The organism is Colwellia sp. MB02u-14 (assembly GCF_014076915.1).
Classification (GTDB): Bacteria; Pseudomonadota; Gammaproteobacteria; order Enterobacterales; family Alteromonadaceae; genus Colwellia_A.
The window spans coordinates 127744-151727 of sequence record NZ_JACGUX010000049.1 but is presented as its reverse complement, the minus strand read 5'-3'; the positions used below and the strand labels follow the sequence as shown (position 1 = coordinate 151727).

Here is a 23984-nt window from a genome sequence, read left to right as displayed (position 1 = left end):
GGCGCCTATTAAGAGAAGCCCGATTCGAAAGAGTCGGGCTTTTTGCTGTCTGGCATTTGAAAAACAACAAAAATTGACCGAAATCGCCACAGCATTACCGGTGCGCCGACGGTCGTGTGGCTTATGTTGAGTAAAGCGCATGTGAGCGTAGGACATTCTCCACGAATATTAAGAGAAGCCCGATTCGAAAGCCTCGGGCTTTTTGCTGTCTGGCATTTGAAAAACAACAAAAATAGACCGAAATCGCCACAGCATTACCGGTGCGCCGACGGTCGTGTGGCTTATATCGAAGTAAAGCACATGTGAGCGTAAGACATTCTCCGCGCCTATTAAGGTAACGCGACATTAGTATATCCCTACACGTCAGAAACCCGTAGCTTATGCTACGGGTTTTTTGCTTTCTGGCGTTTAAAAAATACAGCATTTATACCTGTAAAGTAGTCGCACCAACAGGAGTGTGACTTATATTGAGTAAAGAAAATGTGAGCGTAAGGCCTTCTTCATGTCTAATTAGAGAAGCCCAATTCAAACGAGTTGGGATTTTTGTTGTTTGGCCTTTAAGAAACTGAGTTAGGCTAACCTCCCTAAAGTTACCTCTTGTTCTTTGGTCTTGTGGTTAGATTTATGCGAAGAACAGCCCGCTCCTAATGATCCGCGATTTTGCTGTTTGAGATAAAATAAAACTATTTCAATTTTAATATATTTGTCTAGTATTTAAATTTTATTATATAAACTGCATGTATTTTAGATAAACTGTAATGAAATACTATTAAACACTTTTATAAAAGGAAATTTCTGATGAGTAATAATGTTGTAATCACTGGTGCTAATCGTGGTATTGGCTTAGCAATGACAAAAATATTTAAAGCACAGGGTCATAATGTTTACGCTTTATGTAGAATTAGCTCTAAAGAGTTAGAAGAGCTTTCGGTTCACATTATCGCTGATATTGATGTAGCGACAGATCAAGGCATTAAAAATATGAATAGGGCGCTTAGTGGTATTGGTATCGATGTTTTAGTTTGTAATGCGGGCATTTTACGTGATGAAAATTTAACTGACATGAATATCAATACTATTAGGGAGCAGTTCGAAATTAACGCGTTAGCGCCATTAAGAATAGTAGACACACTGCAAAGTAATTTAAACCCTGATGGGAAAATTGCGATGATAACTTCTCGTATGGGATCAATAAGTGATAATGATTCAGGCGGTCGTTATGGGTATCGTATGTCTAAAGCCGCACTTAATGCAGCATCTATGTCTTTAAGTAAAGATTTGGCTGCTCAGGATATATCTGTAGGGATTTATCACCCAGGATATGTACAAACTGATATGGTTAATAATAATGGAGAGATAAGTGCTGATGTGTCCGCAGAAAGAATTGTAGGTCTAATTAATAATTTAATGATGAAAAATAGTGGTGTATTTATGCACTCAAATGGTCAAGTACTCCCTTGGTAAGTATGCCTAAATAACAACCAGATTATTATTAAGTAATCTGGTCGTTAATATCAAAAAAACCTATTTTTTCTTTTTACCAAAAGGTTGCTTTGGTTTTCTATCCTCAAATTGGTTTTCAGAAAAACGTGTCAAACCTTGTTTACTTTTCTCTGCAGGAGAACTTGTTGATGGTTTTTTACCATAACCTGTTTTCGCCGCCACTGGTTTCTTACCAAAAGTGGTTTTATTACCTTTAGCGTTATTTTTCCCCTTACCATTATTTTTATAATGCTGTTGATCTTTCTCGCCGCGGGTTTCGTTTGGCACAAGACATCCTGGTTTAGAACCAATTAGTGTCTTTCCTAAGCCCATTTTAGTAAAAGCTTGACGAAGCATCGGCCAATTAGCCGGATCATGATAACGTAAAATAGCTTTATGCAAGCGACGCTGGATAGTACCTTTAGGTACGGCAACAGTCTTGCTGTTTTTATTGACGTTACGCAGTGAATCTATCTCTGTATGATATAAAGTTGTCGCATTTGCTAAAGGTGAAGGGTAAAAATTTTGTACTTGGTCAAGTTTAAAGTCATTACTTTTTAACCAAAGTGCTAAATTCACCATATCACGATCTGTTGTACCAGGATGCGCTGAGATAAAATAAGGAATTAAATACTGTTTTTTACCCGCTAACTTAGAATAATGATCAAACATTTCTTTAAATTTATCATAGCTGCCCATACCAGGCTTCATCATACTATTTAGAGGACCTTCTTCAGTGTGCTCAGGGGCTATTTTTAAATAACCACCCACATGATGAGTTGCTAATTCTTTAACGTATTCTGGATCTTGAATCGCTAAATCATATCGAACACCTGAGGCTATCAATACCTTTTTAATACCTGGGATCTTTCTTGCTGCACGATATAACTCGATAGTAGGTGTATGATCTGTATCTAAATGCCCACATATTGTTGGCCATACACATGAAGGTTTACGACACGTTGCTTCGGCTTTTTCGCTTTTACAATTCAGCTGATACATATTTGCGGTTGGACCGCCTAGATCAGATATTACACCGGTAAAACCTGGTACTTTCAGTTGAATATCTTTTATTTCATTGAGTATTGATTCTTGCGAACGACTTTGAATAATTCTGCCTTCATGCTCTGTTATAGAACAAAAAGTACAACCACCAAAACAACCGCGCATAATATTTACCGACGTTTTTATCATGTCGTAGGCAGGAATTTTTGCATCACCGTAACTTGGATGTGGTACGCGAGCATAAGGTAAACCGAAAACACCGTCCATTTCACTTTCTGTTAATGGTGTTGCGGGTGGATTTAACCAAATAATTCTACTGCCATGACGCTGTACTATCGGTTTAGCTGAAGTAGGGTTCACTTCTTGATGAAAAATACGTGAAGCATGAGCATACAACACTTTGTTATCACGTACTTGTTCAAAAGTAGGCAAGTTAATATAGGTGGTTTCCCATGGCTTTTTCTTATCAGCCCAAGATTTATTCCTATGTTGATCAGCCCTATGTGGTGAAAGCTCAATGACTTGTGCTGTTTTGGTTATATCAGTGTCATTGTTTGCAGTTGCCGCATCTGCTTCTGCGCTATTTTCAGAGCAATCAGTAGATGTTATCTCTTGATAAGGGCTGATAATAGGATCTATTTTTCCTGGCTTATCAATTGATCTAGAATCAATACCTTTCCAGTTTGGCAATACTTGGTTTGCCAAAAAGGCACTACCACGTACATCGGTGATATTTTTAACTTCCTCACCATTAGCGATGCGATGCGCGATTTCAATTAATGGGCGTTCGGCATTACCATAGACGAGAAGGTCTGCTTTTGAATCAAATAAAACTGATTGGCGAACTTTGTCTGTCCAGTAATCATAATGGGCAATACGCCGTAAACTGGCTTCGATACCACCAATAATTACGGGTACACCTTTATAAGCTTCTTTACAACGTTGGGTATAAGCTGTTACTGCTCTATCTGGACGTTTACCACCTTCATCATTTGGCGTGTAGGCATCGTCATGACGCATTCTTCGTTCAGCGGTATAACGGTTAATCATAGAATCCATATTTCCGGCAGTAACACCAAAAAATAGATTAGGCTGACCTAATTCCATAAATGCATCTTTTGTATGCCATGCTGGTTGCGCAATAATACCGACACGGAATCCTTGAGATTCCAGCATTCTGCCAATTATAGCCATACCAAAGCTTGGGTGATCAACATATGCATCGCCAGTCACTAAAATAATATCGCAAGAATCCCAGCCTAATACATCCATCTCACTACGAGACATGGGCAAAAACGGCGCTGTTCCATAGCATTCAGCCCAGTATTTTGGGTATTCGAACAATGAGGTTTTTACTTTTGTGAGCATAATTAGCCTAGATTCTGTTAATAAAATTTTATTGTCTTCGATCAATACACAAAGTTTAGATTTGATGTACAAGACGAGGCGCGCGATTATAGCAAATTATAGCCTTAAGTGTAGGCTTAATCGTCGTTATGGCACTAATAGAAAGTATAGTCTCATTATGGCGCAAATTTATGGTAGCTGGTCGCATAAGATTACACATTGCCACAAGTTAAATTTACTATTTGATTGTATAAATTTATTGGGTTGAGTATAACTAGTTATCTGCTCTCTATTATTAAAATTCATTATTAAAATAAGTCTCTTACCTATGAAAATAAAAATATTAACAGCTGCTATCAGTTTGTCTTTAGTTGCCTGTGTAACAACGACTAACGACCAATCAGCTGAAACCATTTTAAGTGATAACTCTTCAAAAACCGCCGTGGCTAAAATCTCTAAAGAAGTTAAACTTAGCACCGTTGCTAAGAAAGTGATGCCAGTAGATTCAGTGTCAGCAAATGGCGATATTGTTATTACACTCGAAAAAATCATGTCTGATCCCGATTGGATGGGCCGTTCACCAAAGAGTTGGTACTGGGGAGATGACAATCAAACGATCTTCTATAAACAAAAACGCGCTGGCAGTGCGTTAAATGATTTATTTCGTCAAACCATTACAGGCCCTCAAGCTGAAAAAGTAAAATTAGCGCAAATGCATATTGTTAGCGACACCTATGCACAACGAAATATGGCTAATACGCACGAAATTTATACTTTTGAAGGTAACGTTTTTGTAAAAGAACTCGCTAATTTGAATGTTCTACAACTTACCTATACTTCTGCCTATGAACATTCAGCGATGTTTTTAAATAATGGTAATGTTGCTTATCGTGTAGACAATAAGATTTTTGAACATGATTTATCTAGCAATAAAATTATCGAATTAGCAAACTTACAGTTAATAGCAGATCCAAAAGATGCGAAAAGTGATGAAAGTTATATTGCCAGTGAGCAGAATGATTTAATTGCCTATGTTGCTCTGCAGAAAAGAAATAATAAATTAAGAAAAGATCAAAAAGAAAAGCTTAAAGCGCAAAATGCAACACTGACCAAAAGTGATTTTTACTTAGGTGCAGGCAAACGTATTAATCATGCCAGTTTATCGCCCAATGGCGACAAACTCATTGTTAGTATTAGTGACGGTAAATCTACACGTGCTGAAAGCGATATTATGCCCAATTATATAGGTAATGATGGTCATGTGAAATCGAAAAATGTCCGTCATCGTGTTGCAGATAATCGCCAATATAATGATGAACTTTTTTTACTTGATCTGAAGTCAGGCCAAAAATTCCCGTTATCTTATGATGTTTTACCGGGATCTGATGAAGATGTTTTAGCCAGTGTAAAATCGGAAAATTATAAACGTGAAGGTAAGGACTACGAGTCAACGAAATCTGAACGTAACATTCATGTTATGCAAGCAAATTCTCCGATTAAATGGCATGAAAATGGAAAGCAAGTTGCCGTTTTATTAGAGGCTTGGGACAACAAAGACCGTTGGTTAACCACCGTTAATTTAATGGAGAACAAGTTAGAGTCACAGCATCGTTTACATGATGATGCATGGATAAACTGGAGTTTTAATGAGTTTGGTTGGTTAAAGGGTGATCATACGCTTTATTATCTTTCAGAAGAAACGGGATACTCGCACCTCTACAGTAAAAGCTTAAAGGGTAAAGCGAAACAATTAACACGTGGGCAGTTTGAAATTAGCGAAGTGAGCTTAACGCAAGACAAATCACGTTTTGTCTTTAAAGCAAATAAAAAGCACCCCGGTATTTATGAGATTTATCAAGTTGATATAAAGTCAGGTGAGTTTAGTGCGTTAACTGATTTAGGCGGCATGAATGACTATTCATTGAGCCCTGATGATTCAACGCTTTTAATTGAACATTCAACGGTTGCTATGCCTCCAGAGCTCTACGTACAAACACTTAATGATGAAGCGACAGCTATACGTTTAACACATACCGTTTCTGAAAAATTTTTAAGCATGCCATGGACTGCGCCAAGTGTGGTTGCTGTTCCCTCTTCATATCAAGACGAACCTGTTTATTCTCGTGTTTATTTACCTGAAAACTTTGATAAAACCAGTGAGAAAAATCGTGCGGTGATGTTTAGTCACGGCGCTGGATATTTACAAAACTCACACTTAGGTTGGTCAGGCTATTTTCGCGAGTACATGTTCCACAGTTTGTTAGTTCAACAGGGGTATGTTGTGATAGATATGGACTACCGCGCTTCGGCAGGTTACGGACGTGATTGGCGTACTGCTATTTATCGTCATATGGGCAAACCTGAAGTACAAGATATGCGTGATGGCGTTAACTGGTTAGTTGAAAATGCCAATGTTGACCGTAAACGTATTGGTACTTATGGCGGTTCGTATGGCGGGTTCTTAACGCTAATGTCTATGTTCACTCAGCCTGATTTATTTCAGTCTGGCTCTGCACTGCGTTTAGTGTCTGATTGGGCTTATTATAATCATGGATATACTTCTAACATTCTGAACACTCCGGGAGATGATGCCATTGCCTATGAGAGAAGTTCACCGATTTATTTTGCTGAAGGCTTAGAAAAACCATTATTGATTAATGCCCCTATGGTTGACGATAATGTGTTTTTCCAAGATACCGTGCGCTTAGTGCAACGCTTAATTGAATTAGAGAAGCAGGACTTTGAAACGGCTATTTATCCAGTAGAGCCACATGGCTTTGTACAACCCAGTTCTTGGTTAAATGAATATCGTCGTATTTATAAGTTATTCGAAAATACGTTGTAAATTTATTCAGTAATGAGACAACAAAAAGCACCATTCTTAACTATAAAGAGTGGTGCCTTTTTTATTTGGGTTAAAAGAATTACTTTTTAGTTTTTGATTTTATTATCATTAAAAAAAATACGGCGAGTACGCCACCTATTGCTCCCCATAAATGCGCATTTATGGCGACATTTGCCCCAATTAAGTCAGCAACATCTTTGCTTGCGCCATAGTATTGTTCGTGAGTTATTTTTAATATCACCCCCAGCAGTAATAAATAGCCAGTCCGCTCTTTTGCTTTGATATCTTCAATAGCTCCCCAAATAAATAACCCATGTAAAACACCTGACAAGCCAACGTATTGTCCAATGTTGGGTGAAAACCAATGTATGCCAATAGAGCAAACTATCGCACTTATTAGAAAAACCACAAGATAACTTTTTATCGTATAAAACTGGCCATGCAAAGCCCATAACATCACAACAGCAGCCGCATTTAAAAGAAAATGAAAGCCATTGGTATGAAAGAAATGACTACTAAAGACACGCCACACTTCACCTTGGGTGACCACACTTCGCTGATAAACAAAAAACTCACTTAAACGAGCATCAAATATATAAGCAAGCAGAGAAATAGATAATACGAGTAAAGGGACGGATACTTGTTGAGGCGTTGTGGGAAAGCTAGAAAAAGTAAATCTCATTAAATGCGCTTATATAAACAAAGAGTAAAAATGTACTTTACTGTATTTATGTTATTTTTTATATTGAAAATATTCTTAACGTTTAATAACGAACAGCGTAAACTATTTCTCTAATCATTATATAGCTAAGTACAAATTGATGACCCGAGCATATTGTTTGAAATGTGAACGTCCTGAAAAATCCTGTATATGTCATTTAGTCACCGTCGTTGATAATGATATTTATGTCGTGATTTTACAACACCCATTAGAAGTAAAACAAAGTAAGGGTAGTGTCACCTTATTGCATCAGTCATTAAAAAATAGCCAGGTTATTATTGGTGAAAACTTTACCGACAACCTCGAAATACAATTGTTGCTTAAGCAATATGAACACCAGTGTGCCGTTTTGTACCCATCTGATGACGCTACGATGTTAAGTGAAAAAAGTAGCGATTTTTTATCACCTAAGTGCTTGTTTATTTTAGACGGTACTTGGAAAAAATCCTACAAAATGTTCATGACTAATACGTGGCTGCAACGACTTCCACATTTTACTTTAGCTAATGATATTGTTGGTCAGTATAAAATAAGAAAAACAACAAAAAAAAATGCGCTATCATCGTTAGAAGCCTGTTGTTATGCACTGGGTGTATTAGAGTCTCAGCAGGGTAGAGCCAATAGATACCAGCCATTATTAGTGTCTTTTGTCGCCTTTAACCAATTTCAGTTATCGTTTAACCCCAACTAGTATATGTATTTATTAAGGAAAACTATGTCTCGATTTCAACTCTCTCAGCGCTTAAGTATAATAGCACTATCGCTTGCTTTTATATTTTCTAGTCAAGCTGAAGTTATACAAAAACAAGAAGACCGAGAACCAGAAGCGGCTACGGGCGTTATCCAAAAGCAAGCTGTAACCGCTAAAGAATTTATGATCGCAGCAGCTAATCCGTATGCTAGTGAAGCTGGTTTTAATATTTTAAAAAAAGGGGGCAGTGCTATCGATGCCGCAATTGCTGTGCAATTGGTACTGACCTTAGTTGAGCCTCAGTCATCTGGTATCGGCGGTGGTGCTTTTATTTTGCATTGGGATAATAGTAAAAATTTTTTAACAACCTTTGATGGCAGAGAAACCGCGCCAAAACAGGCAACGTCTGAACTATTTCTTGATGAAAAGGGTAACGCCATTTCCTGGATAAAAGCGGTGGTTGGTGGCCGCTCTGTAGGTGTGCCTGGTGTCTTGTCCGCACTTAAAAAAGCACATCAACAATATGGAAAGTTGGCCTGGGCGGAATTATTTGTTGAAGCAATAGCACTTGCCGAGCAGGGCTTTATAGTTTCTCCGCGGCTAGAAAAATTGGTCGCAATGCAATTCAACCCAGGTATTAGTCAGCTTCCTGAAATTAAGAAATATTTTTTCCCTAATAATATTGCGATAAAAGCGGGCGACCGTTTAAAAAATAAAAAACTAGCTGTGGTGTATCGTAGTCTTGCAAAAGAAGGCTTAGCACCTTTTTATCATGGCTGGATCGCCAAAAAAATTGTTGATGCAGTACAAAATTCTAGCATAGCCCCAGGGAAACTTTCGTTGCAAGATTTAGCGCATTATCAGCCAAAGCAACGCGCTGCAGTTTGTGGTGCTTATCATGATTATAACGTTTGTGGTATGGCTCCACCAAGTTCAGGCGGCGTTGCCGTTATTCAACTTCTGGGGCAACTAGAGTCTTACCCGTTAGCCGAAAAGGGAGTGACGAGTTTACAAACAGTGCATTTATTCACACAAAGTTCACGTTTAGCGTTTGCTGATCGTAATAGATACATTGCTGATGATGATTTTGTTAATGTACCTGTTGACGGACTCATCTCGCCCAAATATTTAGCAGAACGTTCAACATTAATTAATACTGACAGCGATATGGGTAAAGCTGAAGCAGGTAAACCACAAGGTGCTTTAGCGCAAGCAGATGATCTTGCTTTAGAGTTACCTTCAACGAGTCATATTTCTATTATTGATAGTGAAGGTAATGCAATATCAATGACCACAAGTGTTGAAATGGCATTTGGATCAGCGGTTATGGTAGAAGGTTTTATTTTAAATAATCAATTAACTGATTTTTCTTTAGCACCAAAAGTTAATGGGCAATGGGTCGCTAATCGACTTGAGCCTTTAAAAAGACCAAGAAGTTCTATGGCGCCTACAATGGTTTTTAATGCAGATAAGTCTCTTAAACTTGTAGTGGGTTCTCCGGGTGGTAGTCGGATCATTGATTATGTAGCGCAAACCATTATTGGTGTGATTGACGGGGAATTAGACCCACAATCAGCGATAAACTTGCCTAAAGTGACCAACCGTAATCATGTAACAACCTTAGAAAAGGGTACTGATATTGTCTTACTAAAAGCAGCATTGGAAGCCAAAGGGCATCATATTATTATCAGAGATTTAAACAGTGGACTTCATGCTATCGAAGTGACCAATAAAGGATTAATTGGCGGAGCGGACCCGCGCAGGGAAGGGCTTGTGTTAGGTGAGTAAGTTCACTATTTGACCTATCCGGTGGTCGGATAGGTCAATGTAGACAGGTCAAAAAGTAAGTCGTTATATTTACAGTTAAAAACTAGAAAGGATCTTTTAATATTTTATCAATAACCCAGTTGCCGTCTATCTGAATGAGCGATAAGCGTTTAACGTCTTTTATTCTATTATTGTCATACAAACCGTCAAAATAAACAGTGATTTCTGCTGCATCTTTAAATTGCTCACGAACTTTTACACCACTATCGTCGGGTGATGCAACAACACTATCGTAAGACATATTAAATAAATGGCGAGCAACTGCTTTTGGTGATTTGTAATGTAAGATAATTCGAGATAATTGTGGGCTACATACTTTGGCCGCTTTTTTAACATTTTTTTCATTGTAAAGCGCATCAAAAAAAGCAACCGCAACAACTTCTGGGCTTTCAGACGCTTTGATATCTCCACTTTCATCTTCTGTACAAGCAGTAAGTAGGAGAGTAAATAAGATGATTATTAATTTTAAATAGTTCATAAGTTTCAAGTATTAGTCGTATTAGTCGTATTAGTATATTTATATACTACCTGAAATCTTTAGCTGGTTAGTGATAAATATTATAAAAATCGCAATATTATCAAAATTAAATAACGTAAAGTAACTATTTAATTTCTCATCAATGACCCAGTAATAAAAATACCAAGTAATAGTGTGCTGGGATTTTCATTACTCATCTTTACATTAAGTCGTTAACTAAAGGTTTTTAATAAAAATCGATTGGTTTAAGCCGTATAGATATTTTAGCATGAGTCGTTATGACTGATATTAATGGATGACTTATCTAATAAGCTTATAATCGTTTGTTTGTCTTTTAAGGTTTTAATATCATTAAATAATTGTTCTGCCTCCGGATATTGTAATCGTAAGTAGCGTAACCATTGTTTTAATCGACTTGAAAAATAAAAGCTTTTATCACCAACTAATTCAAGTTCACTGTATTTTTTAAGTAGCGAACAAAGTTGGTGCCAAGGCATAGGCTGTTGGTTGTTTTTTATTACTGCTTCTAAATTTGGTAGCGCAAGTGCACCACGACCAAGCATCAAATTTGGGGTGTGGCTTTCCTCAATACAGCGGTGAGCGTCTGCTAAACTCCATATCTCACCATTCGCGAAAACCTCTATAGGGTACTTTTTTACAATGTCAGCAATGAAGTGCCAATAAGCGGGAGGACGATAGCCATCGGCTTTAGTTCTGGCATGAATGGTAAGTTGATCCGCATTGGCAGACGTTATTGCACTAACTATTTCGTCTAACAATGAGGCATCATCAAAGCCCAAACGAATTTTTGCTGAAAGTATCACATCTTCGCCAACAGCTTCTTTTACTGCCAACACTATTTTATAAATATCTTCAGGGGTTTTCAGTAATGCGGCACCACCACGGTTTTTATTAACGGTTTTGGCTGGGCAGCCAAAATTAAGATCGACACCATGAGAACCTAATTCTATAGCTCTAACGGCATTTTCTGCCATCCAATTTGGCTCTTGGCCAAGTAGCTGCATTCTTAACGGTGTACCTGCCTGCGTGTAACTTTGTTGTTCTAACTCAGGGCACACTTTATAAAAACACCGCTCAGGTAATAGTTGGTCAACGATACGTAGAAATTCTGTAATACAAAAATCATAATTATTTAAGGAGGTTAATAGATGACGCATTAAAGCATCGGCAACACCTTCCATTGGCGCTAAAACAACTTTTTTAACTTGAGTCTTCATAGTACAGCGGGTAACCTCAAATGTGAGTAATAAGATTTATCTAAAAATGAATAAATATTTTTCAACTTTATTGAAATTTATTTATAACGCCAAGGGTCTTTGTTTTTAGCTTACATATGTAGTGCCAAAATTATAAAATTAAAGGAAAACATAATGAAAATTTTGAAAAAATCATCAATGACAGCTCTATTAGGTCTATTTGCTTTAGCACTTGCCGTATCAACACCAGCAAAAGCAGAAACTAACCCTTTTGAAACACAAAGTATTGTAACGATAACTGCAGTAGATGCTAGCGGAAAGTGTGGCGAAGGCAAAACTGACGAAAAAACAAAATGTGGCGAAGGTAAAGTAGCCAAAAAAGGTAAGTGCGGTGAAGGAAAATGTGGCGAAGGTAAAGTAGCCAAAAAAGGTAAGTGCGGTGAAGGAAAATGTGGCGAAGGTAAAGCTGCTAAAAAAGGTAAGTGCGGTGAAGGAAAATGTGGCGAAGGTAAAGCTAAAGCTAAAAAGTGTGGCGGTTAATTTTTAATAAAAATTCAATGTAATATACTTTTCACAAAGCTATTTTAATCTAAAATTAAAATAGCTTTGTTATGTTTATTGCTTAATGCCATCTTTACGTTATTACTTGCATCAAAATTATAAAAAATTATAAATACATCAGGAGTGATTTTTCATCAGTTTCCATTACGGTATTTAAAAAACCACATAAAAGTTATTCTTCATTTTTTCCTCTCTATGTTCATTTTAATCACATTGTTTACTAATTAATGTATTTTTTCCAAGACTAATGTCGCGAAAAAACAGATAATAGTGTTTATTAATCACAGTCCGCCGCTAGGCAGTCGCTAAAGTCAGATACAGATGAGTTATAGCGCAAAACTCCGGAAATTATTCAATGGAAATCAAAGTTAATTATCTCGACAATCTTAGAATTGAAGCTAAGTTTGATGATTTTTCTGTCATAGCAGACCAACCTATTCGATACAAAGGTGATGGTTCTGCACCAGGGCCATTCGATTACTTTTTAGCTTCGTCGGCACTTTGTGCTGCATACTTTGTTAAGGTGTATTGTAATTCACGAGATATTCCGACTGAAAATATTAGACTGTCGCAAAACAATATTGTCGACCCTGAAGATCGTTATAACCAAATTTTTCAAATTCAGGTCGAATTACCTGACTCTATTTCAGAGAAAGACCGTAAAGGCATTGTGCGTTCAATCGATCGTTGTACAGTCAAAAAAGTCGTTCAAAGTGGGCCAGAGTTTAAGGTGGAAATAGTAGAAAGCCTTGAAGAAGATGCGCAAGCGATGCTCATGGGGCAGTCAGATGACGATGCCAGTACCTATATTTTAGGTAAAGATTTGCCGCTCGAACAAACGATTGCTGATATGACCGGTCTTTTGTCTGACTTAGGTATGAAAATTGAAATATCATCTTGGCGTAATATCGTGCCTAATGTTTGGTCGTTACATATTCGTGATGCAGCATCACCGATGTGTTTTACCAACGGTAAAGGAACGACTAAAGAAAGTGCACTTTGCTCGGCACTTGGTGAATTTATCGAACGCCTTAACTGTAATTTCTTTTATAACGATCAGTTTTTCGGTACTGACATTGCTAACAGTGACTTTGTGCATTACCCGAACGAAAAATGGTTTAAACCGGGCGAAAATGATGAATTACCCAGCGATATTCTAGACGAGTACTGTTTAGATATTTATAACCCTGATGACGAACTAAGAGGGTCAAACCTTATAGACACTAATTCAGGTTTAGCTGAAAGAGGGATTTGTTCAATCCCTTATATACGCGAATCTGATGGTGAAACCGTCTATTTCCCATCAAACCTCATTGAAAATTTATTCTTAAGTAATGGTATGAGTGCTGGTAATAATTTACCTGAAGCACAAGTGCAATGTTTGTCAGAAATATTTGAACGTGCCGTTAAAAAGCAAATTATTGCACAAGAAATCGTTTTACCTGACGTACCTAAAGCGGTTATTGCAAAATACCCAAGTATTTTAGCAGGCATTGAAGGGCTAGAAGCGCAGGGGTTTCCTGTTGTCGTAAAAGATGCGTCGTTAGGAGGTCAATTTCCAGTGATGTGCGTAACACTGATGAACCCTAAAACGGGAGGTGTTTTTGCTTCATTTGGTGCTCACCCCAGTTTTGAAGTTGCGCTTGAACGTAGCTTAACTGAACTGCTTCAAGGGAGAAGCTTTGAAGGGTTAAACGACGTACCTAAACCTACATTTAATAGCATGGCAGTGACAGAACCTGAAAATTTTGTTGACCACTTTATTGACTCAACCGGTGTTGTTTCTTGGCGCTTCTTTAGTCGTAAACATGATTACGACTTTTGTGAATGGGATTTTTCTGGCACCAACGAAGAAGAAAATGCTGTTTTAATGGCTATTTTTAAAGACTTGGGCAAAGAAGTCTATATTGCAGAGTTTAATCAACTTGGCGCTACTGCCTGTCGTATTTTAGTGCCTGACTATTCAGAAGTGTACCCCGTTGAAGATCTTATTTGGGACAATACCAATAAGTCACTTGAATACCGTGAAGATATTTTAAACCTCCACATTTTAAATGAAGAACAATTAGTCGCTTTAGTTGAGCGTTTAGAAGATAGCCAACAAGATAACTACATTGATATAAAAACATTAATTGGTATTGAATTTGATGAAAATACTGTTTGGGGACAACTCACTATCCTTGAATTAAAGATTCTTATTTATCTTGCCTTAGGCGCTTTAGATGAAGCTATTGAATTAGTTGGAGAGTTTTTACAATACAATGACAATACAGTTGAACGCGGTTTATTTTATCAAGCGGTTCATGCTGTATTAGAAGTTACTCTAGAGGAAGAGATGGAACTTGAAGACTTTATGGGTAATTTTAATCGAATGTTTGGTGAAGAGACTATGGAACAAGTGGTTGGTTCAGTCTTTGGTGAAGTCAGGTTTTATGGTTTGACACCAACAAGTATGAAACTTGAAGGCTTAGATAAGCACCTGAGGTTGATTGAAAGCTACAAGAAATTACATCAAGCGCGTAAAATAGCGGCTGAAAAATAGCAAGAAAATATAATGTAAAAAGCCAATATCTATTATAGATATTGGCTTTTTATTAAACGTTGTACATTCAAGTTTTAAGTCTAACGTGCATTAATCGGCTTTATACATCTCGGTTCTGTTTCTGCCAAGTTCTTTTGCTTTATATACGGCATTATCAGCCTGAGCGTAGAAGTCAGTAAATGATATTTTATCGTCACAAATACTGGCACCAATACTTACCGTTAATGGTTTGTTATCAACCTTAATGTTAGCGATTAATTGATGTAATCTTTCACAAAATAATAAAAAACTCACTTTGTCTGTGTCAGGTAACATGATCAAAAATTCTTCACCACCAAAGCGAGCAACGAGGTCTGTTTGTCGACAAAACGCTTTTAACTTTTTACCAAGCTCTTTTAATACACGATCCCCCTCTAAATGGCCAAAAGTATCATTTACTTTCTTAAAGTAATCAATGTCGAGCATTAACAAACCAACCGACTGATGAGATCTTGCTGCCTGCTCAAGGACTAAAACACTTCGGTATTTCATTTCTCTTCTATTTAATAACTCGGTTAACTCGTCAGTAGAAGCAAGGAGTTTCAACGCTTCTGCTTGCTCTTCTAATGTTTCGCGGGTTTTTAATAATTCATTATAAAGTTGGTCTCTTTTAGACGCATTAAAAAAGCTCCAATAAATACAGCCATCATCACCTAAATGGGCGTTAACAGTTACTGGAATGCGTATTCCTTGAGCATTAAATATAATTAACTGCATTTCTTCACACGTTTTCTCATGTAAAAGTGTTGGGATGAGATAACTTTGAAAAAATATTTTTGACGATTTTGTGAAAATCACATCTGTACTTTTACCAATAAGCGCTTCGGGTAGCCATAATAGTTCAGTGGTAAAATATGTATTAACATAGGTAATAATTCTGGACGAGTTAGTGACTAAAGCACCACAAGGAAAACTATCAAGCGAATAATTTTGCATATTACTTTGTGCTTTATTTTTACGTGTCGTGGTCATTGTTTGCATATTCTATTATTAAGTCGACAATTTTGTTCGGGTGCGTCATGTGTAAACAATGTCCATCAGCCAGAACCACTTCCAGTTGACTATTTTTTATTTGGCTATGAATAAACTCACCAACAGTCGTGGCAGCTAATGCATCATTTTTACTTTGAAAAATTAACGAAGGTTGCTTTATGTCTTTTAAAATATAGCGATAATCAGATAAAAATGTTGCTTCAGCAAAATTCTTAGCTATAACAGGGTCGGTAGAACAAAAACTTCCCGTTAATTCTCCTATTAAATCAGTTGAATTACCATTTCCTATCACTAAGGGGGCTAAATAATCAGCCCAACCAATATAGTTTTTATCCATCAAGCTTAATAGCTCGAGTAGATCTTCTCTTTCAAAACCACCCAAGTATTCAGGAGGAAAATTCAGAAAACAAGGAGAAGGGCATATCATGATAAGTTTAGAAAATAATTTAGGCTTTTCTGTAGCAGCAATTGCACCAATGATGCTGCTTACTGAGTGCCCGACAAAGATTGCATTTGATAGCTGTAACACTTCAGCTATTTCAATAATATCTTCAGCATACCCCTCAAGTTCGCTATAACGTTTTTTGTTGTATTGTGATATATCTGAACCACCAGAGCCGACATAGTCAAATAATACAAGGGTAAATTGACTCAATAGCTTAGGCGTTAAAAATCGCCACATGTTTTGATCGCAACCAAAGCCATGAGCAAGAAAAAGTGTTTTTTCGCCTTTTCCAATCAACTTTACATTATTTCTAACAAGTACATCATTTGACAACAGCATAACATTTCCTATTAAAAATTTTCATATAGCGACTAAAAGTTATTACATTAACATTGACATGACATTTATATTACCACAGACGGAAATAATTGAATGGTTTGTTCAATGAGGTCTGTCTTTTGGCTTTTAGCTAAGTAAGCGGCAAATATCTCTCGTGAGTATACTGGCGCCTTTTCAACAATATAGAGTTTGTTTTTTTCGATATACTCAAAAGTCATTTGTCTTGGAAGATAGGCGCTTCCTCCAGCGTCTAATAAAAAGTTTAGCGCTATTCTTGGTTGGCTCATATAGTGCCTTGCAGGTGGCGCATCTTGGAATTCTCGTAAGTGACGTGCATTTACCGACTCTCCATAATCCACCATAATATGGTTGTCTAATAAAAGTGTCTCTGCCATGTCATTTGGCTCTGTGGTCACCAAATGCAATGGAACTGTAGCTACTTTTTCAGTAATTAAGTCTTTAACAAAAGGAGGCTCAAATAAAAAAGCAATATCGACTACTCGACTGAGCAAACTTTTTCTCAGCTCTAATGGAGAGTAAGTGTTAGTCAATAAACTAACATCATCAAGATTACGATGAATTTTTTTTAACCAATCTTGTAAAACAATATCCCATATTGACATCATAGAGCCAACAACTAGCTGATGAGTGTCGCTGTCGGCTACACCGACATCTTGCTTGGTTTTTTGCCACATAAACAGAAGTTCATTCGCATGTTTTATTAATCGATTACCTTCGGGAGTTAATTTTAAATGCTTTTGAGTGCGGTCAAATAACAACACACCTAAATCACCTTCTAATAACTTAATTCTTGCACTTACCGCCGATTGAGTAATGAATAAATTTTCAGAAGCTATTCTAAAATGTAATGTCCGACTTACTTCGAGAAATGTCTTTAATAGTTCAATTTTCATATAAACCCCTGAAGTTATTTAATCAATTTATTTGATTAAACCCATCAAAATATAGCGCTATATTATTTAATAAACTGACTATACACTTGATTTTACTTATTAACTCACTTTTTCTGATTAAATTAAGAGTGTTCATCCAAATATTTATTATGAAAGTTGTTATTTTGTCTAGAAACAAAAACCTTTATTCGACACGCCGCTTAAAAGAAGCGGGCGGTGCAGACATTCGTTGTTTAGTGATTGGTGGCAAAGTGGTGGCAGCGATGAAACGCCAAGGCGCAGAAGGTGAATTTCGCTCTAACTTACACCGTGGTGGCTCTGCTGAAGTGGTTAAGTTATCGAAAGCGGAGCGAGAAACCGCCGTGAGTGCTGCAAAAGCGATGGGGTTAAACATGTGTGGTGTTGATTTATTGCGCTCGCAAAATGGCCCTATGGTGATGGAAGTTAATTCATCGCCTGGTTTAGAAGGCATTGAAAAGGCGACAGGTAAAAATGTAGCTGGCATGGTGTTTGAGTTTTTAGAAAAACATGCCAAACCAAACAGCACAAAAACACGTGGTAACGGTTAATTAAAGAGAATTTCATGGACATATTACGTATTGGCGAGTTCGACATCTTACCCGGTGAGCAGCGTAAAATAGACTTACCGGTCGCTAAATTATATACCGATGCCGATGTTTCATTACCGGTTCATATCATTCGCGCTAAAAAGCCAGGACCGACTATTTTTATTAGCGCGGCGGTACATGGCGACGAATTAAACGGCATAGAAATCATTCGCCGTTTAATTCATGAAAATAAACTGAAAATAAACTGAAAATCACCCGAGGTACACTGATTGCTGTGCCGATGGTTAATGTGTATGGCGTGGTGAATCAAAGCCGTTATATGCCTGACCGCCGTGATTTAAACCGTTGTTTTCCAGGCTCGGCTAAAGGCTCTTTAGCAGGACGTGTTGCGCATATTTTTCTTAATGAAATTGTCAAGCATTGTGATTACGGTATTGATTTACACACGGGGGCAATTCACCGCTCAAACCTCCCGCAAATTAGAGCAGATATGTCTGATACCGACACAAAAGCGTTAGCGGAAGTGTTTGGTGTGCCGGTGGTGTTGAATTCCACTTTGGTGGATGGCTCGTTAAGAGAATCTGCGGTTAAAAACAACACGAAAATATTATTGTATGAGGCGGGTGAAGCACTGCGTTTTGATGAGTTTTCAATTCGAGCGGGCATGAAAGGTATTTTAAATGTCTTACAGCATTTAGGCATGATTAGAAAAGTTGCCCGTAGCAAGAAGAAAAAACTGGTGCCCTTTATTGCCAATGGCAGTCAATGGATACGGGCAAATGCGAGCGGTATTGTCCATAATATTGTGAACTTGGGTGACCAAATAACGAAAGGGCAAGTGATGGCGGAAATCGGTAGCCCTTATGGGGCGATATTTGACTCGGTGAAAGCGACACGCTCAGGTATTTTGATTGGTAAACAAAATATCCCCTTAGTACAAGAGGGTGAAGCGATGTTTCATGTGGCATATTTCAGCGAAGACGACGAAGAAATTGCTGAGCATATCGAAAATGTACAAGAGCAATTTTTACCTGAAAACGACGAGAGTTAGGAGCGTGTATGAAAAAGGGGAGTAAAGTCATTATTGGGCGTTTAGAGTCAATCGGTTTACCTGAGTTGGCGATTGACGATTTACAAGTACGGGTAGATACGGGGGCAAAAACCTCTTCATTACATGTAGATAATATCAAGAAATCAATTATTGATGGTGTGCATAGTGTCATCTTTGACCTTCACCCTGATGTGCATAACGTTGATACTATGATGCAATGTACTGCCCCGATTAGTGATATGCGTAAAGTTAAATCGTCTAACGGCACGTCTGAGGAGCGTTATGTTATTGAAACGCCTATTGTATTAGGTGAAGAAAATTGGTTAATTGAAATAACGTTAACGGATCGCTCTGATATGAGTTATTTAATGTTGTTAGGGCGTGAAGCACTTGGTAAGCGGTTTCTTGTTGACCCTTCTAAAGTGTTTTTAGGGTCAAAATAAAAGTTGGCTAACTTAAGTTTCCTCTATAAACTTTATACATTACAAGCGATCCATCTTCTGTGATCATTACCATAGAAGGTGAATCGTTCACTGACACCTAATATCAAAAATAGCGGGTTAACTCGCATCAAATAACCTAACAATATGCAGATCATATTACCGCTATTTTTTGTCACTAAAAGTTCCTTACTATTGCCTTTCAGTTAAGTTATGCCGTTTAAAATTTATTTTTTACAGTGGTTCTGAATTGCTATTGCAGCCATTTTTAGCTGATATAGTTCACTCTTTAGCGAGTTCGGGGAAAAAATATCTATTGATCAGCGAGTATGTACTTAATTGAAAACACGTATTATAGTTATTAAAAAATTAGAATAGACGCGGTTAACTTGTAATCATTTACCATATCTATTTGGAATCAGCTTTATAGATAGTGGCTGTAGCCGCTAAATAATTAAATTAACGTGGTATTAATTTTTGACTATTCCTGACTTACCCAATAATCATGCCTTAGCGGTATTGTTAATTACCATATTGGCGTTATATCTTTTTCGCCGAGACGATATTCCCTTAGAGACCTCTTCATTGGCTGTCATCGCTGTACTGTGTTTGGCGTTTGCATTTTTCCCTTTTTACGTAGATGGCATACATTTCGAACCCAGTTCATTGTTTTTTGGCTTTGGTCATGAAGCTTTAGTGACAGTTTGTTCATTAATGATTATTGGTCAGGGTATCGTCCGTACAGGTGCCTTAGAGCCCATTGGACGATATTTGGCCAAGTTATGGAAAGTAAGTCCGGCACTGTCGTTGCTGTTAACGCTTATTCTGGCTGGAGGTTTAAGTGCTTTCATTAATAACACTCCCGTTGTGGTGCTATTGCTACCTATTTTGATCAGTGTTTCATTGCGCACTAAAACAGACTCTTCGCCGATGTTGTTACCTATGGGATTAGCAACATTAGTTGGGGGAATGGCAACGACTATAGGTACATCTACAAACTTATTAGTGGTAAGTATTGCAAAAAATATGGGCGCTGTTGAATTTGGACTCTTTGATTTTATTCAACCTGCACTTATTGCTTCTGTTGTTGCGGTACTTTATTTATGGCTAATTGCGCCAAAACTTTTACCCAGTAGAACACCATCGATGCCTGATACATCGCCACGTTTATTTAGCGCTTATCTTAATATCAACGAAGAAAGTGTAGCTAACGAGAAAGCAATTGCTGAAATAATTGCTTTGACTGATGGTCTGTTAAAAATAGAAAGTATTCAGCGCGGGGCAAACTATCGGAATATTATGCCTTTACCCGATACAATACTGACGGTGGGAGACCGTTTAAAAGTTCATGATTACCCCGACCGTTTAAAAGAATATGAATCGGTATTAGGGGCAACCTTATTCTCAGGGCTAAATAAAGTTGATGACGAACATCCGTTAAAAGCTGACAAACAAACCTTGGCTGAGATAGTTCTTATTGCGGGCTCGGGCGTAGAAGGACGGACCTTACAACAAGTCAATTTCATTCAAAAACACAGCATATCAGTGGTCGCATTGCATCGAGCGGGTAAAGCTATGGAAATTGGTCGCAGCAGTATCGGCAATACCCGATTGAAAATCGGAGATGTACTTCTCGTACAAGGAGAGCAAGAACAAATTGATTTATTGAAAGCTAAACAAGGGCTACTCATTATCGATGGTGCGGAGTCGTTACCCCAAACAAGTAAAGCTCCCATTGCATTAGGCACCTTGTTGGCAGTAGTTATATCATCAGCACTCGGTATTTTACCGATTGAAATTAGTGCGATATGTGGTGTGCTGATTTTGTTAGTAACAAAATGTTTAAATTGGCAAGAAGCCTCATCAGCGCTCAGTACTCAGGTTATTTTAATTGTTGCCGCGTCTTTAGCATTGGGTGCTGCGATGATGGCAACGGGGGGGGCTGAATATATAGCCCAAGCTTTTGTTGCCTTGTCATTCGGCCTGCCGCCAGGGGGCGTTTTGTCGGCTTTAATGCTTTTATTAGCGATACTGACCAACATTGTTTCTAACAACGCCGCGGCTGTTATTGGAACGCCAATTGCCATTTCAGTAGCGAGTCAACTGAACTTGCCTGCGGAGCCTTTTATTTTGGCTGTACTGTTTGGCGCCAACTTAAGTTATGCAACACCTATGGCTTATAAAACTAATTTATTGGTGATGAATGCTGGTGGTTATCGCTTTTCTGACTTTATGCGTGTTGGTATTCCGTTGATTATTCTCATGTGGGTAACACTGTCATTACTGTTAAATTGGCTATATTTATAAAGGAAGTAGGCAACCTATTCGCCTGGTTTTCCCTAAGCCCCAAATCACTGATTTACCAATAATATATTATCGGTAAATGAAAGCCTTATTAATGATGAGGCGAGATAACTTAACAAATAAAAAATGAGGAGTGGGGAGTGACGGGTTAAAGGCTCTCTTTTAAAGCTTTGTGCTCAAACCATAAACGCATAAAATCACCGGTTAATTTTTGTTCGATTTCCATAGCACTTTCGGTTGGACAAAAAATAGTGAAAAATACCTGTGTATCGCCAAGTTCTGACGTGGCGACTTGAATATGAGGCTCAGGACCTGCAATTTTTATATCTAAACGACTTTCAATAAGGTGGTTATAGCGAATAGCGACATCTTTAAAGTCATGGCAATAGAAGTTCGCTTTTTCATATAACGTTTCCATGAAATCAAAAGGATTAACACAGTCATTACGCACAATGGTAAAATGATGTACAGCATATCGTTTAAGGAAGTTAAGATTTTTAATAACTGATGTTATCAATTGGCTATTCGGTAAATACAACGTTTTACCAGTATATTCATAATCATCTTTATTGACTTCTAATAAGGTCAGTTTTGCCCAATCAGTAGAATGTACTTCACCGACATAGTTACCTACTTGTATCCAGTCGCCAATACGAAAGGGTCTACTTGATAAGATATAAATAAAACCAATAAAACACTGAATAAATTCTCGGGTTGCTAATACTATTGCCACAATAAAAGCGGCAATAGAAAAAGCAAACTTTTGAATTTCTTCAGACCAAAGATTAAAAAGTACTATAATCATCATTAGGGTAAAGATATTACTTACCATATTGATTTTTAATCTTTTAGTTTGTTTAGCCTTTAGTTTTATTATTTTTATGATTAAATTTTTAACCAAAAAAGAAGCCATAAGCACTAAAAAGGTAACAATAAACTTATACTCAAACAGTAACTCAGTAAATTCGGTGAAGCTGTACATTTTATTGATCCATTCCATAATAAATATTTATTAACCTACTTGCTGATACTAGGTAGCATGCCTTTAAGCAATAAACCAAAGATATCGGCTCCAGTAATAATACGCTTGGTCTCTCCCCAAATCAGTAGTACGTCGTGTTCTATCACCCCAGCAAAGTTTTTATCTATAGAAGTGTTAACTTTCATTTTTAGCATGGCTTCATTTAAGGGGGTTGTTTCATCGGTGATCACTACCGGGCGATGACAGTAATTGTAAGGGTCAAAATGGGTAGGTTGGTATAAAGCTGCACGTGAATAGCCATCAGCGTCAAGCACAAGTAATGGGTAGCCGGCTTCATTAGTGAGTATTACCCAGCTATGATTGGTTTCATTCACTTGCATTAAAAATGGGTCGTCAGGACTTTGTTGTGTCACGGGAATGATAGGTAAATCTAACTTGGTTGGTAAGGAAATGATTGATTTAGGATCAATTATCTCACCTTCTTCAGTCACTTGTATTTCATCTAAGGCAAAAAAGTTTAACGCACCGATACCTTCTACCTGATTAAGGTCTGCTTCTTCGGCTGTTATATGTTGGTGGATAATACTTCTAAGTTCGCTTTCTTCAAGATAGGTAATACCTTCTTTCCCAAGCCATGCATCCAAAATAAGCGCCGTTGGTTTTGCAACAGGGTAAAATAGGATCTGATAAAAACGAATAATAGGGGCGAGCATGCTACCCATTTTTAAAGCATTTCTCGAAAAGTAAGCTTGAGGTGTAATTTCACCAATAATGGTTATTGCAATTGTCGAGAATAAAAAAGCGCTGACACCGGTAAGCACTGAATCAGACAGCATGGTTAGCAGAACATTAATGCCGACATTACCCCATAATATGGTCGTTAATAAGAAATTTGAATCATCTCTAAGACGTAGAATGGTTTGTGCGGCTTTGTTGCCTTTTTTCGCTTCAACCTCTAAATGAAGCCTACTAATAGAAAAAAATGCGAGGTTTAATCCTGAAAAAATCGCTGATTGTGTAATACAAAAGGCGATAGCACACCAAGTAATAATGTCAGTTGACATGTAATAATCCTAATCGGGCTATTAATAGCGTTAATTGGGTGAAGTATTAACTTTACTTACTGAGATCACAACTAATTATTTAACCTTTATTCTAAAATGCTGTCTATAATGGCATCATTTATAAATTA

General features: G+C 37.5%; 18 protein-coding genes and 1 pseudogene. 10 read left to right on the top strand and 9 right to left on the bottom strand.

The genetic code is table 11. From position 1 onward, the window contains the following. The first annotated feature begins 798 nt into the window (after positions 1-798). A complete protein-coding gene (locus tag H4J52_RS04625) occupies positions 799-1464 on the top strand; it encodes an SDR family oxidoreductase (RefSeq protein ID WP_182177720.1) in 666 nt (221 codons plus the stop codon). A 60-nt stretch (positions 1465-1524) separates the two neighbouring features. Here H4J52_RS04625 and H4J52_RS04620 read toward each other — a convergent pair whose 3' ends face one another. Next, positions 1525-3855: a YgiQ family radical SAM protein gene (locus tag H4J52_RS04620; RefSeq protein ID WP_182224278.1), complete on the bottom strand. Its 2331-nt coding sequence runs from the start codon at positions 3853-3855 to the stop codon at positions 1525-1527. 307 nt (positions 3856-4162) lie between these two features. Between H4J52_RS04620 and H4J52_RS04615 the strand changes: the two genes are divergently transcribed. Continuing rightward, positions 4163-6679, top strand: coding sequence for a prolyl oligopeptidase family serine peptidase (locus H4J52_RS04615; protein ID WP_182177724.1), 2517 nt, complete (start codon positions 4163-4165; stop codon positions 6677-6679). 79 nt (positions 6680-6758) lie between these two features. Here H4J52_RS04615 and rrtA read toward each other — a convergent pair whose 3' ends face one another. After that, positions 6759-7361, bottom strand: a complete 603-nt coding sequence (rrtA, locus tag H4J52_RS04610) for a rhombosortase (protein ID WP_182177726.1) — start codon at positions 7359-7361, stop codon at positions 6759-6761. A gap of 157 nt (positions 7362-7518) precedes the next feature. On the opposite strand from rrtA, the gene H4J52_RS04605 reads away from it, so the two are divergent. After that, positions 7519-8091, top strand: coding sequence for a tRNA-uridine aminocarboxypropyltransferase (locus tag H4J52_RS04605; RefSeq protein ID WP_259366631.1), 573 nt, complete (start codon positions 7519-7521; stop codon positions 8089-8091). Between the two features lie 24 nt (positions 8092-8115). Next, positions 8116-9879 (top strand): gamma-glutamyltransferase, encoded by a 1764-nt coding sequence (gene ggt, locus H4J52_RS04600; protein ID WP_182177730.1) that lies wholly within the window; start codon positions 8116-8118, stop codon positions 9877-9879. A gap of 82 nt (positions 9880-9961) precedes the next feature. Here ggt and H4J52_RS04595 read toward each other — a convergent pair whose 3' ends face one another. After that, positions 9962-10396, bottom strand: coding sequence for a hypothetical protein (locus H4J52_RS04595; protein WP_182177732.1), 435 nt, complete (start codon positions 10394-10396; stop codon positions 9962-9964). Between the two features lie 263 nt (positions 10397-10659). Then, entirely contained in the window at positions 10660-11634 is a 975-nt protein-coding gene (locus tag H4J52_RS04590) for a tRNA-dihydrouridine synthase (RefSeq protein ID WP_182224277.1), read from the bottom strand. 153 nt (positions 11635-11787) lie between these two features. Here H4J52_RS04590 and H4J52_RS04585 point away from each other — a divergent pair, with 153 nt between their 5' ends. After that, the gene (locus tag H4J52_RS04585) at positions 11788-12153 is read left to right on the top strand and encodes a hypothetical protein (RefSeq protein ID WP_182177736.1); all 366 of its coding nucleotides are present in this window, start codon (positions 11788-11790) and stop codon (positions 12151-12153) included. Between the two features lie 376 nt (positions 12154-12529). Continuing rightward, positions 12530-14716, top strand: a complete 2187-nt coding sequence (locus tag H4J52_RS04580) for an OsmC domain/YcaO domain-containing protein (RefSeq protein WP_182177738.1) — start codon at positions 12530-12532, stop codon at positions 14714-14716. A 90-nt stretch (positions 14717-14806) separates the two neighbouring features. On the opposite strand, the gene H4J52_RS04575 is transcribed toward H4J52_RS04580, so the two are convergent. The 3 genes from H4J52_RS04575 to H4J52_RS04565 form a co-directional block, all read right to left on the bottom strand. Beyond that, positions 14807-15727, bottom strand: coding sequence for a diguanylate cyclase (locus H4J52_RS04575; protein ID WP_182177740.1), 921 nt, complete (start codon positions 15725-15727; stop codon positions 14807-14809). After that, entirely contained in the window at positions 15711-16532 is an 822-nt protein-coding gene (locus tag H4J52_RS04570; protein ID WP_182224276.1) for an alpha/beta fold hydrolase, read from the bottom strand. Before H4J52_RS04570 ends, H4J52_RS04575 begins: the two co-directional genes overlap by 17 nt. A 65-nt stretch (positions 16533-16597) precedes the next feature. After that, positions 16598-17446, bottom strand: coding sequence for a LysR family transcriptional regulator (locus H4J52_RS04565; RefSeq protein WP_182177744.1), 849 nt, complete (start codon positions 17444-17446; stop codon positions 16598-16600). A 149-nt stretch (positions 17447-17595) separates the two neighbouring features. Here H4J52_RS04565 and H4J52_RS04560 point away from each other — a divergent pair, with 149 nt between their 5' ends. The 4 genes and pseudogenes from H4J52_RS04560 to H4J52_RS04545 all read left to right on the top strand — a co-directional run bounded on the left by H4J52_RS04560 (position 17596) and on the right by H4J52_RS04545 (position 21813). Next, the gene (locus H4J52_RS04560) at positions 17596-18015 is read left to right on the top strand and encodes a hypothetical protein (RefSeq protein ID WP_259367816.1); all 420 of its coding nucleotides are present in this window, start codon (positions 17596-17598) and stop codon (positions 18013-18015) included. 14 nt (positions 18016-18029) lie between these two features. Beyond that, positions 18030-19066: pseudogene (locus H4J52_RS04555) on the top strand (succinylglutamate desuccinylase/aspartoacylase family protein). 8 nt (positions 19067-19074) lie between these two features. Next, positions 19075-19509, top strand: coding sequence for a RimK/LysX family protein (locus H4J52_RS04550; protein WP_182177748.1), 435 nt, complete (start codon positions 19075-19077; stop codon positions 19507-19509). A gap of 474 nt (positions 19510-19983) precedes the next feature. Next, positions 19984-21813: an SLC13 family permease gene (locus H4J52_RS04545; protein WP_182177752.1), complete on the top strand. Its 1830-nt coding sequence runs from the start codon at positions 19984-19986 to the stop codon at positions 21811-21813. Between the two features lie 145 nt (positions 21814-21958). Here the strand turns inward: H4J52_RS04545 and H4J52_RS04540 are convergent, their stop codons facing one another. Together H4J52_RS04540 and H4J52_RS04535 are read right to left on the bottom strand one after the other, a co-directional pair. Further along, on the bottom strand, positions 21959-22810 hold the full coding sequence (locus H4J52_RS04540) for a mechanosensitive ion channel family protein (protein WP_259367815.1): 852 nt from the start codon (positions 22808-22810) through the stop codon (positions 21959-21961). 17 nt (positions 22811-22827) lie between these two features. Continuing rightward, positions 22828-23856, bottom strand: a complete 1029-nt coding sequence (locus tag H4J52_RS04535) for a DUF21 domain-containing protein (protein ID WP_182177760.1) — start codon at positions 23854-23856, stop codon at positions 22828-22830. Positions 23857-23984: the final 128 nt, after the last annotated feature.